Consider the following 17,967-nt stretch of genomic DNA (forward strand, 5'->3'; position numbering starts at 1 on the left):
GCAACTCCCCCTTTTACTTGCTGTCTCATTGCATCCTGCTTTTACCGACTTCACTTCTCTATATCTCTTCCTGCAAGCCGATTATGATAAAGCGTAAGCCGTTTGTTTTGCCGATAAGATTTTAGAAAACGGTATACATACATCGGATTGTTATAGGCATACCTCTTCCATAATCGCTTCGGTTCACAGATCAGACGGTACAGCCACTCCAGCCCCAGCTTTTGTATCGCTAGTGGCGGTCTACGAACCTTTCCAGTGATATAGTCAAAGGCCGCCCCTACTCCAATCATCACGCCATGAATGCGGTCTTTGTTTCGATGCATCCATATTTCCTGCTTCGGGCAGCCTAAGCTGACGAATATGATATGCGCGCCAGACGCATTGATTTCATCAATGATCCGCTCCTCCTCATCTGGGTGAAGCTCACGAAATGGCGGCGAAAAGCTGCCCGCGATGCGGATTCCGGGGTAATCCTGTTCTACTCTTTCTTTTAAGCTATCCAGCGTATCCGGCGTACTGCCGTAAAAATATATACTTACCTTCGTCTGTGGCGCACGTTCGCACAACTTGAGCATCAGACTGGGACCATCTACCCGATCCTGACGCTCAAATCCGTACAGCTTGAGCGCCCATACCAACGGCATACCGTCCGGAGTACACAAATCGGCTTGAGTGAGCGCTTCGTGGAACTCGGAATGATTCCCGGCTGTGACAATGGAATGCGTGTTGCAAATACAAACATAGCCGTCCTTTCGTCCGACTGCCCATTGTTCCAGCATGTGTACCGTCTCCTGAAACGTAAGTGCTGCAATATCTGCATCCGCAATCCTTCCGACTCTATATTGGGGCAGCTGCTTCATAATCACGCTCCTCCATCGCCTCGCTATATATCGCCATCAGCTGCTTCACATTCACTTCTTCCGTATAGCGTGCAGCGTAGTTTTCCGACACCTTCTGTCTCATAGCTGCATAGTTTTCATAGGCTACTGCACAGCGAATCACAGTCTTTATATTTTCCAAATCATCATGTTGAAAATGGAAACCCGTCACCCCGTCCTCCACGACTTCCTCCAGTGCACCGAGCCGGCTGCATAATACCGGAGTTCCAACAGAAAAAGACTCTACAATGGTCATGGGAAATCCTTCATACCAAATGGAAGGCACCATGACATACATGGCTCGGCTCATGCAATCCAGTACCGTGTCTCCATCCTGCTTACCGAGAAACCGAACGTCTTCCTGCGGATAAGCAGCGGTCAATTCAGCCTTTTCCGGACCATCCCCAATGATGACCAGTCTCAATCCCCCCCGATCTTCCAACTGTGACCAAGCTTGCAACAGATTGCGAACCCCTTTTTCAGCTGAAATCCGTCCCACGAACAATAAATAACGATCATTCGGGTCATACTGGGTTTTCACTGTTTTATGATGGACAAAATTCGGCTTTACCGCGATACGATCCAGCGGAATACCGCTTTCGGCAAATTTGTCCCGTGCAAACTCTGTCAGCGCAATATAGCGACTTACCTTGTGCTGCCATGTGCCGATCAGATCGTTGAACTTAATCATCGCCGCTACCGGAATCGTCTGAAGCTGTGAACCTCGATAGCATCCATGACGGATGGAATGCAGCAGCGTGCCGTGCAGGCATTTTTCACAAACCTTATTCCCTCGCATAAAGGTTGCCGCCGGACAAATCAGCCTGTAATTGTGCAGTGTCTGGACAACCGGAATCCCCAGCCGTTCACAAGCATGATAGACCGAAGGGGATATAACCGGGAAAAAATTATGCACATGTACCACATCTGGCTTCACCTGTAAAAGCAGCTTCTTGATTCTTTTGAATTCCGGCAGGGACCATGCCGCCTCTACCGCCAGCTTTGCCATGTTCGCTAGCCCTCTGCTTTGAATGCTGTCGTTGTGCACATAGTAATGCTCTGTCTCTATTCCTCTGGAACGCAGCATAGCTGATTCTTGCTCGACAACCTTGTCTTCCCCCCCGGCTTGCTGATAAAAGTTATGGATGATCAGCACCTTGCTTACAGGAGGGTTCATCTGTCTGCTGACCTGTTGGCTCACGTGGCTGCCCCTCTTTCCTGCGTTGATTGCATAGCGTGGTTAGAACTTCTGGGCTTGATCCCTTGATGGCTTACTATCTCATCCGCAATGCGATCCCACGACATACGCTCGACCGTAAGGAAGGCCTTCTCCGCCATACTTCGTCTCAGCTCAGCATTATCCAGCAAATCGCCTATTCGACCAGACCATTCCTCTTCTGAAAAGCTTCTCAGCATCACTCCGCTTACCCCGTCCTCAATCAAGGTAACCGAGCCCCCGTTTACCGAAGAGATAATCGGGACGCGAAACAGCATGCTTTCCAGCAGCACCATACCAAAAATATCGTATTGGGTCGGAAACAGCATCACATCCGCCGCTCCGTAAACCTGCCACAGATGACGTTGCTCCACTCTTGAAAAATGTATAATACTGTCCGTTATTCCCAGTTCATGAGCATATGTCCAATAGCGGTCTGTGTCCGTCTTCCGTCCATCCCCGACCATTAACAAAAGGCAGCTAGGATGCTTTTGGAGTACCCTTTTGAACGTAGTCAGCATAAAATGTATATTTCTCCGTTCCTCCAGTACACCAACATACAGTAGCACCGGACGATCACCGATTCGACGCAGCTCATTCGCGACCTCACGGTTTTCCTCACGGTCTCCGCTTATGTCTTCACTGTTGTTACTGGTGTCACTATCGAATGCTCTCTCTACTTTACTGCGATCCAGTCCGACTCCAATCGTAACCACGTTGTCAAAACCTTTATTCTCCAAATAGCGCTTGGCGAGATCGGATTTGACATAGGTACGGCGTAGAGATTTTGCTACCTTCGGCAGCAGCATAATATCGTACAGTTTGCGGATCAGCGCGTGCGTGTTATCTCGGTATGGGCCGTGATACAACGCCAGCTTATCAGGACATTTGCGGGAAAGCAGATAGGTCATGATCTGGTTGTATTCTGTAGTAATGACCAGACCATAAGCATCCAGAAAAGAATCTTTGAGAACATCTCTGTAGATGCTGTTGCTTAAGAACTTAAACCCGTGGAGCCAGATAATACGCAAGGTGCATCCTTCGTGACGGTAGACCTGTTCCAGATGGGTTTCTTTACGATCGTTGTAGTAAACAATATCGCAATCATAGCCTTTTCGAACGAGTGCTTTGCCCAAACCGACTTCCTGTAAATTGTATGAGTCCCCGTTCACTTTGCTGGCAAAATTGCGGAGATACAATATTTTTTGAATCATCATCAGGGCTCCTGCCATTTCATATTGGGTGAGTTATGGCGGTGGGGTTTAGAGACCGCTGCGCGTTCCATTTGATCTTCCGATCGCTGTTGCAGTGGGATTCCTGGATATATAAAACATTCCTCGGTAAGAATCCCACTGCAAAGGCGAACGCTAGCGCTTCTTCAGATTCAAATGGACCGCTCCGCTACTGACCGCCGGGTCCATAAAGTCACCCCATTTAAAAAAGGGAATGCTGGGCATGAAGTGCCCCCGCTGCGCGGATACGCGAGCGAATGCACGCAGGCGTTGACTTCGCGCTACCTTGTATACCGATCACATTAGCGATAAATGATTGAACAGCATAGAGCTACTACCACTGGGCTGACACAAGACCTTAACGATGGCTAGATTGTCGCCTGCTAAAAGATTGCTATTTACCAAACGCTGTCACCCTGACAGAGAACGGTACAGAGCATTAATTTCGCCGGCATGCATGCCCAGCGAGAAGTTCGCGGCGATAGGGCGAAGCTATCGCTAGACGGCTCTTACCTCCCCCACCCAATAGGCTGGGGGAAATTCTTTTTGGCGGCGGTAGGTAGCGGAGGGTAAGGGTTTGAATCTGGAGAAGCGAAGCGGTCGCCTTTGACGAGGGATTCCGCCCTCTGTAGGGCTTTATTCAAACAAAGGAATCCCACGTCAACAGCGATCGGAAGATCAAATCCGTCCCGAAGCGGCCTTCCATCCACAATAGTTGCTCCAGGATCAAATCCGCCCCGAAGCGGCCTTTCCCCTCCAACTTGAATGTTCACGCTGCCTTTCCTCCGTCATCTGCATATTAAAATGATCTGCTCCTTTGAGCTGGGCAGCTGCCATATCTGCCACTAGAGTCACACTCGATTCCATCGGCACAAAGCGGTATTTGTAGGCTGTAAGCCGATGATCCGTTTCGTGAAATAAAATATCCTGAGCGTAATTCCCCCATCGGTCCTTGGGCATCAAATCAATGGTCATGCTGGCATGCGCAGACGGCAGCAGCATATTAGAGCCGTGGATACCGATTACTAATTGGCTGGCTGCGTATACCTCGCAGACCCGCAGCTCACTTTCTCGGTCGAAGCGTGTGACACGCTCATCAGAAATCCATGCCGGGAAGCTCCCGGTACGCCCAAGTCCAGCGACTGTAAAACGATGATCTGGGAAGCTTTCTTTTAGCCTGCGGAACAGCCGTATGATTTTACTGCGCTGATGATAAATTAGAGGTTTTAGCCCACGTTTGAGCTGCGGAAATTTCTGTACCGCTCTTGCGATATGATGGCTGCCGCTCCACAAGCGATCTTCCCTCCATACGAAGGTAATGCGCGGCTCCGACTCACGCCCCTCGTCATAGCGGGAGACACCTGTAAACTGCTCAATATCAAACTGATTGGGATGTGAATATGCCGGGCTGACATACACCTCATCAAAACGCATCAGTTCCTCAATCATCCGATGATGTAGTACAGGATAAAAGTTACGTGCCCTGCTGAATGGCACATCAACCGTCCAAATTTCAGACACATATGCTGGCACCATCCACTCCAGCGACTTTTGCACAATGACGATAATTCCCAGGTCCGGGGATTGCTCGTATTCGCGTTGCACATTGAGCAGCTTGAGCAACGCATGACCATACAAATAATCCATAGTGTTGACGATGATTACACGTGTAGAAGCTTTCATTTTATGCACGGTCATGCCGACTGCTAAGTCATAGGAAGGATTCATCAACGATTGCCGCAAAGGCTCTCCGAGCCATTTTCTCGACTTCGCATCACCGGTCAGAATATAGTCAGGCATTTCTACACGATAAGGTGAATACGTGGCATGACCGACCCTCATGTCCTCGAGATATTCGCGTCCGCACCCCTCACACGCAGTACTGACACATACATGGATTCCCTGCCACAGCACCTCTCCACCACGTACCTTACCTCCACAATGCGGGCACTGTTCCTCATGCCGAACAAACGGTTTAATGGGTATCATGATTGTTCTCTCCAACTTTCGGTACTGTAATTTGAACACGCCAAAAGGTCAGGATGGACTTCATCATCCAACCCAAATTAGATTTAACTTCCTTAAACAGCAAATCTAATAGAAATACAGATATCGTAAAGGACAAGATCGTCGCCACTAACGACCCTCGGACACCAAGCAAAGGGATTAGCGCGTAATTGAAAGCGATATTCGTAATCGCCCCTACCACCGAGGTCAGCAGCGTGTATCTAAACAAATTTTCATTGGTAATAAACAAGCTTTTAGCAACACTGAAGTTGGTGAAAAACAGACGAATTGCAAACAGAGACAACAGCGAACCTGCTTCGGTAAATTCTCTCCCATACAGCACAACCACTACCCATTGGGATAGAAAAAATAAAGGTACCGAGGTCACAAGAAAGCATATAAACATCAGCCGATACACCTTGGACAATGTCTGTCTGTATTCGTCGCTTCCTTTCTGCTTGGAACGCGTCACCACCGGAGCATAAGCCGTCGTCAGAACGACCGGAATGAAGCCCAGCACTTCGATGAGTCGGAGTGCAACGGAGTATTGCCCGACCGCAGCATTCCCCAGCAGTTCACCGATAATGACTTGATCGATCCGTGCCTGTACATATACAGCGGAGGATGACAATATAAGCGGCCAACTGTGATTCATGATTCGCCGAGCTGTGGTTAAGCGGAACGTCCATCGGTTCACACGTCGTCCTTCCTTATGGAAGAAATACAGCAGCAGCAGGCTTCCCAACAGAAACTCTCCATGAGCACACAACGCCACCAACCATATCGGAACACCGGACAACAACAGAATGATTTTGATGGTGGAGCCGAGAACAAAGGCAGTATTCTTAGCAACGACCGTGTATTTGGACAGCATCTGCGCACGAAACCAGTAGTCGATGATATCAAACAATTGAAATATCGAGGCCGTAGCCAGGATCAGATTGATCAATCGCACTGAACTATCTTCCGGTCTGAGCAGTGAAATGAAGGAATAGGACAGTACAATGGCTATCAGAGTACCTACCAATTTCAGCAGAACCGCCGTCCCCAATAGCTCATGCTCATCCTTGGGGTCTTTGACAAGATCGCGTACTAATATAGAATCAAAGCCAAGGGTCGTGAAAATCAGAAACATGCCGAAAAAGGATTCCGCATAATTCCACTTTCCCAGTTCCTCTGGTCCCAACACTCTCGCCATGATGATGCTGACTGCCAGGCCAAACACCATGCGAATCATTTTGTCACCGAACAGCCAGGATGTATTCACCAGCAAACTTCTGCGCGGTTTGGCGCGTTTTTTGACTAATGTCATAGGTTTTACTCCATCTTAAAAAATGACCTTGCGCACAGCCTTATAACCTGCTGTTCTGTCAATACAGCTGCAATCATGTACAGCGAAGAGACCCCCCGCCCAGGCGGGTGGCCTCTCCATCTCTTACACGACGACAGAAGCTTCAACTGCAGCCTGCCTTTTTACCCGCTCCAAGTCTGTATCCACCATCATATGAATGAGCTGCTCGAAGCCTACTTCCAATCGCCAACCCAGCTTTTCTTTCGCCTTGGCACAATCGCCGAGCAATAAATCTACCTCTGCCGGACGGACAAATTGAGGATCGATCACGACGTAATCCTCATAATTTAAACCTACATGGGAAAAGGCAATTTGCAGCAATTCACGTACAGAATGCATTTCTCCTGTGGAAATGACGTAATCATCTGGTTGATCCTGCTGAAGCATCAGCCACATCGCCTTTACATAATCGCCTGCAAAACCCCAGTCTCGCAGTGAATCCAAATTTCCCATGCGCAGCTCCTGCTGCAACCCTAGCTTGATACGAGCTACCGCATCCGACACCTTACGCGTTACAAATTCCAGTCCTCGGCGTGGCGATTCGTGATTGAACAGAATGCCAGAGCAAGCAAACATATCAAAGCTTTCGCGATAGTTCACTGTAATCCAATGGCCGTACACTTTGGCTACACCGTAGGGACTACGTGGGTAAAACGGAGTCGTTTCTGTCTGGGGTGTCTCCAGCACCTTACCGAACATCTCGCTGCTTGACGCCTGATAAAAGCGCGCTTCCGGTTTGGCAATTCGAACCGCCTCCAGCATATTGGTGACAGATAGCGCTGTAATCTGCCCTGTAGCCAACGGCTGCGGCCACGAGGCCGCTACAAAGGATTGAGCAGCCAAGTTGTAGACCTCATCTGGGTCGGACTGACGGACGGCTTCGATCAATGAAGCCAGATCGGTCATATCACCGGAAAGCCAATGGATGTCATTCTGGATATGCGCTACATTTTCAAAGTTCGGTGTGCTGGTTCGTCTGCGCACCCCGTACACCTCATAATCCTTGGACAGCAGCAACTCAGCCAGATAGGACCCGTCTTGTCCGGTAATCCCTGTGATCAGCGCTTTTTTCATTCCAATTCCCCCACCGTTTTTTTATTGTTCAACCAGATCCAGGCCTTGAAATGCCTGATACACAGACCTTAATCCCTCTTCTAGTGAAATACGCGCCGACCAGCCCAGCCCGGAAATTCGGGATACATCTACCAACTTACGCGGCGTTCCATCAGGAGCGGAGGTGTTAAAGGTAATTTCTCCCTCATAGCCAACTACATTCTTCACTCGTTCAGCCAGCTCACGAATGGAGATATCCTCACCTACGCCGATATTTACAATTTCATTTCCCTCATAATTGTTCATCAGGAACAGACAGGCTTCAGCCAGATCATCAGAATGAAGAAATTCTCGGCGCGGCGTACCAGATCCCCATACTTCTACAGTCGGAGATTGATTCAGCTTGGCTTCATGAAACTTGCGGATGAGCGCAGGTAGCACATGAGAGGTCTGGAGATCAAAATTGTCGCCCGGACCGTATAAATTCGTCGGCATCACAGAAATAAACCGAGTTCCATACTGACGGTTGTAAGACTGACACATTTTAATCCCGGCAATTTTAGCAATCGCATAGGCCTCATTAGTAGGCTCCAGTTCACCCGTAAGCAGATATTCTTCTCGCAACGGCTGCGGAGCAAATTTAGGATAGATACAGGTAGAGCCGAGGAATAACAGCTTGCCTACATTCGCCCGGTACGCCGCATCAATCACATTCGTTTGTATAAGCAGATTGTCACGGATAAAATCAGCCGGATATTCGTTATTCGCCAAAATCCCACCAACCTTGGCCGCTGCCAGAAATACATAATCCACAGGCTCTGTTTCAAAAAAATGATCTACTGCCTCTTTATTGCGTAGATCCAGCTCACGGCTTGTGCGAGTAATAATATGACGGTAACCCGTATTCTGAAGCGCTCGGACAATAGCGGAACCCACCAGCCCGTTATGCCCTGCTACATATATGTTGGAATGAAGATCCATACTTATCCCCTACTTTCTTCGTGAAAATGAAAGACTTTAATACGCATCCTTGGAGCCTAGCAGCACACGAAATGTTTTCAGCATAATGATCATATCTGTGCGGAAACTGCGTCTGGATATGTACTCCAAATCCAGTTCTACCATCTGGTTAAAGCTTAGATGATTACGACCGCTGATCTGCCATAGACCGGTGCAGCCTGGTGTAACCGTCAGACGCAGCTTATCCCTCACTGTGTAATTATGGACTTCTCTTGGCAACGGGGGTCTGGGTCCTACCAGACTCATCTGCCCACGCAGTACATTGAACAGTTGTGGCAGCTCGTCGATGCTCGTTCTGCGAAGAAAGCGACCCACACGGGTAATTCGGGGATCGTCCCGCATTTTGAACATCGCACCCTCAATTTCATTTTCCACCAGCAATGCAGACAATCTCGCCTCGGCATCAGACACCATGGAACGAAATTTGATCATGCGAAACGGACGCTCATTTTTCCCAATACGTACTTGATAAAATAACGCACTGCCTTTTGGGTCCTCCAGCTTAATCAGCAGAATGACAAGCAGAAATACCGGGCATAGCACGATGATTCCAATGAAAGACAATATAATATCCATGCTTCGCTTCACGAACGGGTATACGTTCCATCCTTGCCGCCGTTCAAGCCCATGAGCGACCGAATATACATCCACTGACGCGCCCAGCACTTCGGCCTCGTTCGAGCGGGAAGAAGACACGTCTCATCACCTCGCTCCTTATTGATAATTATTATTTATACATTGTTAAAAGAATTTTATATACTCTCATTTTCCTCCTTTTCATTCATGTCAGATTGCGTTCCTCCATACCCCGCTCGGCGCGGGTATTCGAACGCTTCACATTATTAAGTACGACACCCAGAATGCGAGCCTTTACTCTTTCCAAATTTGCTTTTGCTTTCTTGACGACATCCTTTTTGACCTTCCCTGCCTGCACCACCAGAATAACTCCGTCACACATAGCGCTTATAATTAAGCCATCCGGAAAGGACAGCAACGGCGGCGTATCCATTAAGATCACGTCATAATGTTCTTTTAGCTCAACCAGCAGAGCATTCATTCTACGGGAACTGAGCATCTCGGACGGATTGGGCGGGTTCGGCCCGGCTGTAATTGCATGCAGATGGTCAATCCCGGTTTCCTGAACCACATCCTGCCATGCCTGTTGATTGGCAAGCACCCGTGTCAGCCCTGTATGGTTACGCAAACCAAACATATGGTGCAAAGAGGAACGACGCAGATCCATATCCATAATCAGCACCTTTTTCCCCTCTTGCGCATAGGTTACAGCCAAATTGCTAATCGTGACCGTTCTGCCTTCACCCGCCTGAGCGGACGCCACCATCATAACCTCAATCGGCTCGTCTATAGAAGAAAACTGGATGTTAGTGCGAAGCATGCGGTACTCCTCCGAAACGGAAGACTGAGCATGTAGGGATGTAACGAGCTGATTATTGATTAATCGCGGCATATTGCCCTTCACCTACCTGTTTAGGAGTTGTAGTCGAGCTGTCAGAGCGTTTATCTTCTTTTTTCATTTTCGTAATCAGGGATAAGGTAGGCAGACCGAGTTCTTTTTCAATATCCTCTTCATTCTTAAATGTATCATCCAGTACCTCCAGCAAAAATGCCAAGCCGATTCCCAACAATAAAGAGGTGACAAAAGCAATAAATATCTGTATAGCGGGATTACTGTTCACGGGAACTGCTGGATCATTCAGACTGGCTTCGCTTAGGATGGTGACATTGTCCATTTTCATGATAGAGGGAATTTGCCGTTTGAATACTTTGGCTACCGCATTGACGGTTTTCACAGCCTTTGTATACGATAAATCGCGGATTGTTACATCCATGACCTGTGAATCACCTGCGGTGTTCACTCTTAATTTTTGCGCCAAAGCTGACGGAGTGACCTTAAGGTCGGGGAAGCTGGCGACCACCTGATCCATAATCGCCGAGGAGATCATAATTTGCTTATATGAGTTCGTTAAGGCTATATTCGTTTGAACTACACTGTAATCAACGACACCTGCACGATCCGGTCGTGGCGTCTGGTTGATAATGAGCTTTGCGGTAGCTTCATAAATCTGCGGGGTAAAATATACATTTTTTATGCCCACTACTGTACATACCAGCAGTACGATGCTACCAATCAACCACATTCTTTTACGGATCAAACGGATGTACTCTTTCAACTGCACAAGACCAGTCCTCCCTGATTGACTTGTTTTCGATGCAATAACGCTTGTACTGATCCTCTGCATAACGGGGAAAAGAACGATGCATGACCCTCTAATCTATAGTAAAATGTTGTATAATAGCGCATAGAAGGTCTAGCCAGCGAATAAGCACAAAATGCTCAATAATCGGTGGCCTCTTAGGGTATATAAACGAAGATATAAGTGAAAACTATGAAATAAAGATACGTTATGTAACTTACATAACTAATTTATGATACAAAACGTATCTTGTCAAGCGTAAAATTGCTTTTTTACCTTTCTTAACCTTGCCTTCAGGAGGAAAAACAGATGAATTATGGCACCCGCATCGCTGAATTACGAGAACATAAGGGATTAAAACAAGAGGAACTAGCGCAATCCCTCGGAATTACGCGGGCAGCTCTTTCTCACTATGAAAAAAATAGGCGCAAGCCAGATTTTGAGATCCTGACCAAGCTCGCTGATATTTTCGGGGTAACGATTGACTACTTGGTGGGACGTACGAGCCATCCGGCGGCAATATTGGATTCAGATGTGAGGGAATTTGTGGACCAGCTTGAACTGTCCGACGAGGATATTCTGCAACGTTTCAACCTGACCATTGACGGACGCACCTTGTCTGAGGAAGAAGCCAAACGTTTTATTGCATTTGTCCGAATGGAACGAATGATGGAATAAAGAAAGCGGCCGATTGCTTCACGTCTCGCTCAAGTAAGACCAACCGTTGGAATTTACACGCGCTTGTCCTTCCGGTATGTGGTTCCATCAGCGTCGCTTTCTAGCCATTCTGGCATCGTGAACCCACATTGGAGCAAAATGTCCCGGATGTCCAAGTCGATAGCGGCTTTGTCTACTTTCCGTACGTTGTTTTGAAAAAGAGGGTTGTTCACCCCTAATTCTGTCTCCTTGTTCATTCAGCATTAACCTCGCTTTATTATTCTTGGTCATCGGAAAGAGATTTCCCACAAAACCATGTATGTATAGTCATGAACAAAACTATTATATATGAATACATACCTGCAATGTTGTCGTCTTATGACGAGAATATAAAAGGATTTTCTTATTTTTTTCTTCATTATACGTAAAGTATTGGCAAATCAGAACGATTTTCCAACAAAAAAGAACCTGTCAGGTCCTATTTTCTCCTGATAGGTTCTTTTTTGTTTTATTTCGAAATGATGTTAGGTATTCGTTAACTCAGGTCCTATATACATTCCGATCTGTTATTAAGCGACCTCGGCTGCCTGGGAAACCTGAGTGCCTCCGGTCGCCCGGACTTTGTAGACATAGTGGCCTCCAGCTTTTACTGTGCGGTCTGTATACGTGTTTCCCGCTACTTGCGAGGCAATCACCTGATAGGCCCCGTCAGTCCCGTCAGCACGCAGCACATCATAGGAAGATACGCCTTCTGCCTGAAGCCAATTAATCTTTACCGCCCCATCCTGAACAGAGGCAGCCTTCACCCCTGTTGGGGCTGAGGCTGCGGTCTGATCTGTATTTTTTAATTCCAAAATATATTGTACCGCTTCGCCAGGACCCAGCTTTTCTTCAAAATCAAGGGCAGGAGAAGCCTTGAGCCCTGATATGGAACGCTGTGCCTGACTGTAAGTAGAACCCGCTCCAAAACGTTCACCCGTGTACAAACCGGCTTTCGGCATCGTTACCCGTACACGAACGGTCTGCGGGGTAGCTTCGAAATTCACTAGATTCACCAGCAATTTGTCTGAGGTAGCGCCGCTACCTGCCAGCGGTTTAAGCTTGGACGTATCCACCGCACGAACATACACCATCTTATCCTTGGTATCCTCTGGATTCAGCACTGTATAAGTCAGAGGTTTTCCATGGGTGGCATAGGCTAAGCTCAAGCGTCTCATGATCTTAACGCGGGTGTCCTGTCCTTGCCCGAACGGATAAATTTCTGTGTTGGCCGGGTTATGACTTTGCAGATCGAAGCCTGTTTTAAACAGCGTATAATCCTTATAAAAAGCAGCGTGCTGGATAAACATATCGGCAAACCCGATTTGCGAACGCATAATCCGGTCGAATGCGGCTGCTTGTGGCTGACTAGCCCCGTAATCTGGATTGTCTCGATGCGTATCATTGGTACCGAACTCTGTGTTCAGCATCTTTTTCGCCAGTCCATTGCTCGAACCGCCGAAGGTTTTCAAATTTTGGACGAAGCTGCCCCCGCCCTCTTCATTATACGATTCACCATAGGCGTGTCCATTGGTCAGGTCGGTGACTTCCTCCAGCTGTTTACGTTGCGCCGGGTCCCGTTCCCATCCATCTGGGTCACCGCATTTTTGCGTACCACTAGTTTGATTTTTGCACGCCTTGGTAGAGTACGTTGGCCAGTAGGCCCAGCCCGGTGCTACGGTTTTGAGATGCGGTGCCAATTGCTTGCCTTCTGTATTCAACCACTTGGCCACAGCCAGGTTTACCGCCTTGGAGCGATTAAATAATCCAGGTTCGTTATCTACTTCATAATATTGAAGATAAGAACCGTATTTTTTTACATAATCGCGCAACTTTTGCTTGGCCGTCTCTGGCAGAGAACCATCTTTTTGCAGCTTAATATCACCTGTATATAAATACAAAGCAGACGATTGCATATTATACTGCTTTAACGTTTGATAGTAATCATCCACGTCTGTACATGCCTTGCCCACATTACTGGCACAGGTGACCCTCATGACGTTGCCACTATAAGCAATGCCCAGCCACTTGAGAACGTATGGTAAATGCTTAACTGCACCCTGATCATAATAAAATTCTTTATTGTTCACATTTGTTCCGGTCAGTATATATTTACCGTGTACCGGTTCGGTCGCAGGTGAAGCTAACGTCTCCAAGCTCAAGTCATCCCAGGTCCACCACACATTTTTATCTTCTGCAGAGGAGCAGTATAGGCAGCGCGCTGTCTTTAGCTTGAGTACGTTAACACCGCTTTGCAATTGCTCTTTGGGGATATACAACTCGTAGTTGCTTTTGTAATTATATGCACTGCCCGTACCGGAAACCCCAGCGATTTGAATGATACCGGACAGCTGATAATTTGAAAATACAGCCATTTGCGGAACAGCTTTGCCCGCATCCAAAATCCGTACACGGAATATCACTCCATTGGGAGGAACTTGATCCAGCTTATACTGGAGCGACAGTTCAGGATTCGTGGACGCATTCAAGCCGGGAGGAATATCTCCACTGCTGAGCAATACCGGGGCCGCTGTATTCTCTGCTATGGACGTTGCGGACGATATTCCTTTAGCCGACGATTCGGTAGAAGCAGAGGCTGTAGGAATGTTGATATTGTCTCTACCAATCACTCCTCTAAATTCCGCTGAAGAATCATCCCTCTGTCCCAGCTTCCATACTGGACTGGCTGCCGCTACTTTATCCGTCGGCAGTTCTACGCTCCTTGAAGGCGTGTAAATCAACCAAGCGATCAGCGCTATAGCTACGACCCCCAGCAGCCCGGATAATACTGGCGTATACCTGTGGGTCAACCATTTTTTCATCATATGATCCACCCTCTCTCCTCAAAATTTTTGACCGGGAAAGAGAATCTATTAAGGAAGAAACAAAGCGTTACCGGGAATCACCGCTTTCGCTTCATGCTGACTTTCCCACATCAGACGTGCCATTGCGTCACCATATTCATCATAGTATTCAACTTTTAAATCTACCATTTTACCTGCTTGCAAGGTGATACTGCCCTTGCGCTCTGTCCAGCTTTGCTTAAACCAGCTATCAATAATCAGCTTGCCGTCTACCCATACCCGGATTCCATCATCAGATATCGTTGTAAACGTATAGGTCTCACTATATTGTGGCTTCATTTTACCTGTCCAGCGAACGGAGAACCGATCAGCGTTCACCCTTGCATCAGCTGTGGCAGCACGCCAGTTATAGTCCAGCTTGCTATCTGTACGGGTCAAAGCAGCACTACCATCCAGATTCATGTTGTTAAAATATTCACCCCGCAGCCCGTTCGCATAAACCATATCCGGAACAGAAGGAGGAGCCGGGATAGGCTCGCTTTGCCCCTCGTCCGGTAGGGTTGGTACATCTGTCCCGGGTTGTTGAACTGCTGCCAATCCATTTTTCACATCATCTCGCGTCAAGCTCCTCGAATCATTCATATAATCCTGAATTTGATCCGTTGTGTTATTCTCGGTCAGCATCTTTCCCCAAGTCATGGAATACACCCATTTGGGCTGAGCCTGTAATACCTCGGAGCTGGGCATCTCACCGTGTTCCCCAATGGCAATCGGCTTATCCCCTGCCAACCCGAGCAGACCTTCATAATGACTTTGTTCAAAATCATTGTTGTAAATGTCTACAGCCAAAATGTCTACTTTGTCATCCCCCGGATATTTAGGGGTATACGGGAAGGTATACGAATTAGGAGCATTCGGGCTCCATACCCACAGCAGATTGTCTAGTTGATGTGTGTTTACAAAACGGTCATACATGATATTCCATAGCTGATTGAAATTATTTTTGTTTCCCCACCAGAACCAGTCACCATTCATTTCGTGATAAGGTCTCCATAAAACCGGAACACCCGCATCACGAAGCTGCTTTAGCGATACAGCGACCTTATCCAGATCGGCAATGAGGAGGTTATACTGCGCAGTGCCTGGCGTCACGTATTTATTGAACTCCGTCTGACTTACTTTCGCCTGCACATTGGCCCAAGTCAGTGGTCTACCCGGCAGCGCTTCATGAAAAGTCATCGTCACAATGCCTCCGGATCTGCTCCAGCGGATCGCGCTATCGACAACATTTTTACGTTGTGCTGCTTCCGAAGCGGCAGATTGACCTGAGATGGCTCCCATCTCATAGCCGTGCACACCCACATACGCCTGACTGATTTTTTGGACCTTGTTACTTAATTCATCCGGACTCTCCAAATAATCATGCTGACCGGTGATTATTTTTTTCCCCGAGATGCTGAGTAAATAGCTGTATAGTTCACGGGCCTGAGTAGAAGCGTCCGAATTAACAGGTTGTAATGCAGCGGCATTCGCCACAGACAGAGATTCACCAAAACCGACGGGCAACAAAGAAAAAAGCATAACTACGGGGAGTGCATGACGTATCAGTCGATACAGAGGAATAAAATTGAATCTCACTTTTTGCTCTTCCTTTCGGTAGCCAGGCTGCCATCCCTACGGAAGGCCCTTTAGCTTTGCGTACCTGCCTTTCGACAGGGCTGCGTTTATCGTTGGAAGGAGTTTGGATTCCTTCTTACCCTAAGTATCGACTTTCTTTTACCAAAATTTAATAGGTCATGTTCATGAATTTACAGGTTTTCGCCCAATTTCGACAGTTTGAGCTATGAATTTTCATAGATTCGTCTTTTTTTCGTTTTTACGAAAACAATTATGAGATAAATTGGTGACGGGAAATTTCATTCCAATCCATACAAAAGCGGACAATATCCTCTTCAACCAATTCAGAACCAGTCTGCACCTCAATAAAATCCACATCGGTCACAGCCAAAATGCTATGCTTCGTTCCTTCAGGAATACGCACGACATCACCAGCTTTTACTTTGTGCAGCTTCTCATTCAAAATAATTTCCGCTTCACCGCTAATAATGGTCCAAATTTCACTCCGTTTGAAATGAAGCTGATAGCTGATATTTTTGCCTTTCCGTACGCGGATTCGTTTGGTCAATACCTCGTTACCCTCGTCATACTTGACATAATCGACAACCCGATACTGCCCCCAACGACGTTCTTCATACATTGGACGCTGATCATGAGCCTTGAGCACTTCCTTAATGCGAGGACTTTCAGCCTTATTGGTCACAAGAATACCATCCGGGCTAGCGGCTACAATCAGATCATTCGTTCCAATGATCGCCACAGGAATGTCTAACTCGTTAATAAGACTCGTATTGACGCAATCCTCCGTTACTACACCTCTGCCCACTTGTTGATTAGACATTTCTTCTGTGAGTGTATTCCAGGTACCCAAATCCTTCCAAAAACCATCATACGGAAGAACTACGATATCCTTTTCCTTCTCGACTACTTCATAGTCAAAGCTGATTTTTTCCAGAGATGCGTATTGCTTTTGCATTTCTTCATAATTCAGCGGCAAACCCTTGGATGCCAAGATATCCAGCAAATAACTTAATTTGAATGCAAAAACCCCGCAGTTCCATAGAGCATTGCGTTCAATCAGACGCTCCGCCTGCTCCCGGTCGGGTTTCTCTTGAAAATGGCTCACTTCGCGGTAGCCAGTGCTACCTTGGGTGGCATCGTTTTTCGGAATAATGTAACCATATTTCTCTGAAGGATAGGAAGGGACAACCCCGATTAAAGCAAGCTTGCCTTCACTCTCCTGGAGTGTATGTTCCAGCTGGGCTACGGAAGCGAAGAAAGCATCCTCAACATAAGGATCTACAGGCAATATAGCTATAATTTCATCAGGGGATACACCAGCAATGGAATATAGATAAGTCGCTGTCAGCGCAATCGCAGGAAAGGTGTCTCTGCGTTCCGGCTCAACAATGATGCGCGTATTCGGCCCGACCTGACTCTGGATCATTTCGACCTGTGCTCTCCCTGTCGCAATAAACGAGGATTCTGATAATCCATTGTCTCCCAATTGTCTCCATACCCGCTGTACCATGGATTCCGAAATCCCCTCCGGGCTCTCCAGTACCTTCAAAAATTGTTTGGAACGGGAATCGTTGGACAAAGGCCATAATCTTTTACCGGAACCACCAGACAAAAGTACGAGCTTCATAACTCTCCACTTCCTCTCTATATTGGTTGGATGATCGTTCTGATGATGAGTTGACTACCCGCTACGGTATGAATTTAATCTTATGATCGCTGTTGCCGTGGGATTCTTTGGATTGTATAAGACATTTAAATGTAAGAATACCACGTCAAAGGCGAACGCTCCGCTTCTCCAGATTCAAATCCATCCCTGCGCTACTCAAAAATGCATCATGCCGATCATACCGTTTATT

General features: G+C 47.3%; 15 protein-coding genes and 1 riboswitch. Of the genes, 1 reads left to right on the forward strand and 14 read right to left on the reverse strand.

The window, feature by feature from the left end:
- Window positions 1–50 precede the first annotated feature (50 nt).
- The 10 genes from MHB46_RS08175 to MHB46_RS08220 form a co-directional block, all read right to left on the reverse strand.
- On the reverse strand, window positions 51–860 hold the full coding sequence (locus MHB46_RS08175; RefSeq protein WP_341162043.1) for a WecB/TagA/CpsF family glycosyltransferase: 810 nt from the start codon (window positions 858–860) through the stop codon (window positions 51–53).
- Complete coding sequence (locus MHB46_RS08180) at window positions 838–2,079, reverse strand: glycosyltransferase family 4 protein (RefSeq protein WP_341162044.1); 1,242 nt, start codon at window positions 2,077–2,079, stop codon at window positions 838–840. The genes MHB46_RS08175 and MHB46_RS08180 overlap by 23 nt, the downstream gene beginning before the upstream one ends.
- Window positions 2,076–3,308, reverse strand: a complete 1,233-nt coding sequence (locus MHB46_RS08185) for a glycosyltransferase family 4 protein (RefSeq protein WP_341163703.1) — start codon at window positions 3,306–3,308, stop codon at window positions 2,076–2,078. The genes MHB46_RS08180 and MHB46_RS08185 overlap by 4 nt, the downstream gene beginning before the upstream one ends.
- Window positions 3,309–4,052: 744 nt before the next feature.
- A complete protein-coding gene (locus tag MHB46_RS08190) occupies window positions 4,053–5,315 on the reverse strand; it encodes a hypothetical protein (RefSeq protein ID WP_341162045.1) in 1,263 nt (420 codons plus the stop codon).
- A complete protein-coding gene (locus MHB46_RS08195) occupies window positions 5,302–6,645 on the reverse strand; it encodes a flippase (protein WP_341162046.1) in 1,344 nt (447 codons plus the stop codon). The genes MHB46_RS08190 and MHB46_RS08195 overlap by 14 nt, the downstream gene beginning before the upstream one ends.
- A 123-nt stretch (window positions 6,646–6,768) precedes the next feature.
- On the reverse strand, window positions 6,769–7,758 hold the full coding sequence (gmd, locus tag MHB46_RS08200; RefSeq protein ID WP_013309172.1) for a GDP-mannose 4,6-dehydratase: 990 nt from the start codon (window positions 7,756–7,758) through the stop codon (window positions 6,769–6,771).
- Window positions 7,759–7,779: 21 nt separating this feature from the next.
- On the reverse strand, window positions 7,780–8,718 hold the full coding sequence (gene fcl / locus MHB46_RS08205; protein WP_341162047.1) for a GDP-L-fucose synthase: 939 nt from the start codon (window positions 8,716–8,718) through the stop codon (window positions 7,780–7,782).
- Window positions 8,719–8,754: 36 nt separating this feature from the next.
- A complete protein-coding gene (locus MHB46_RS08210) occupies window positions 8,755–9,453 on the reverse strand; it encodes a sugar transferase (RefSeq protein WP_039269544.1) in 699 nt (232 codons plus the stop codon).
- Between the two features lie 85 nt (window positions 9,454–9,538).
- A complete protein-coding gene (locus MHB46_RS08215; protein WP_061830270.1) occupies window positions 9,539–10,225 on the reverse strand; it encodes a CpsD/CapB family tyrosine-protein kinase in 687 nt (228 codons plus the stop codon).
- The gene (locus MHB46_RS08220; protein WP_039269541.1) at window positions 10,206–10,955 is read right to left on the reverse strand and encodes a YveK family protein; all 750 of its coding nucleotides are present in this window, start codon (window positions 10,953–10,955) and stop codon (window positions 10,206–10,208) included. Before MHB46_RS08220 ends, MHB46_RS08215 begins: the two co-directional genes overlap by 20 nt.
- Window positions 10,956–11,282: 327 nt before the next feature.
- Between MHB46_RS08220 and MHB46_RS08225 the strand changes: the two genes are divergently transcribed.
- Entirely contained in the window at window positions 11,283–11,651 is a 369-nt protein-coding gene (locus tag MHB46_RS08225; protein ID WP_025720479.1) for a helix-turn-helix domain-containing protein, read from the forward strand.
- Window positions 11,652–11,704: 53 nt separating this feature from the next.
- Here MHB46_RS08225 and MHB46_RS08230 read toward each other — a convergent pair whose 3' ends face one another.
- From MHB46_RS08230 to MHB46_RS08245, 4 genes are all read right to left on the reverse strand, one after another.
- Complete coding sequence (locus MHB46_RS08230) at window positions 11,705–11,887, reverse strand: hypothetical protein (protein ID WP_341162048.1); 183 nt, start codon at window positions 11,885–11,887, stop codon at window positions 11,705–11,707.
- 312 nt (window positions 11,888–12,199) lie between these two features.
- Complete coding sequence (locus tag MHB46_RS08235; RefSeq protein ID WP_341162049.1) at window positions 12,200–14,494, reverse strand: hypothetical protein; 2,295 nt, start codon at window positions 14,492–14,494, stop codon at window positions 12,200–12,202.
- Between the two features lie 48 nt (window positions 14,495–14,542).
- Window positions 14,543–16,111 (reverse strand): glycosyl hydrolase, encoded by a 1,569-nt coding sequence (locus MHB46_RS08240; RefSeq protein ID WP_341162050.1) that lies wholly within the window; start codon window positions 16,109–16,111, stop codon window positions 14,543–14,545.
- Between the two features lie 14 nt (window positions 16,112–16,125).
- Window positions 16,126–16,206: riboswitch (cyclic di-GMP riboswitch) on the reverse strand.
- 155 nt (window positions 16,207–16,361) lie between these two features.
- Window positions 16,362–17,738, reverse strand: a complete 1,377-nt coding sequence (locus MHB46_RS08245; protein WP_013309163.1) for a sugar phosphate nucleotidyltransferase — start codon at window positions 17,736–17,738, stop codon at window positions 16,362–16,364.
- Between the last annotated feature and the right edge of the window lie 229 nt (window positions 17,739–17,967).

The organism is Paenibacillus sp. FSL H7-0703, from assembly GCF_038003485.1.
Classification (GTDB): domain Bacteria; phylum Bacillota; class Bacilli; order Paenibacillales; family Paenibacillaceae; genus Paenibacillus; species Paenibacillus polymyxa_B.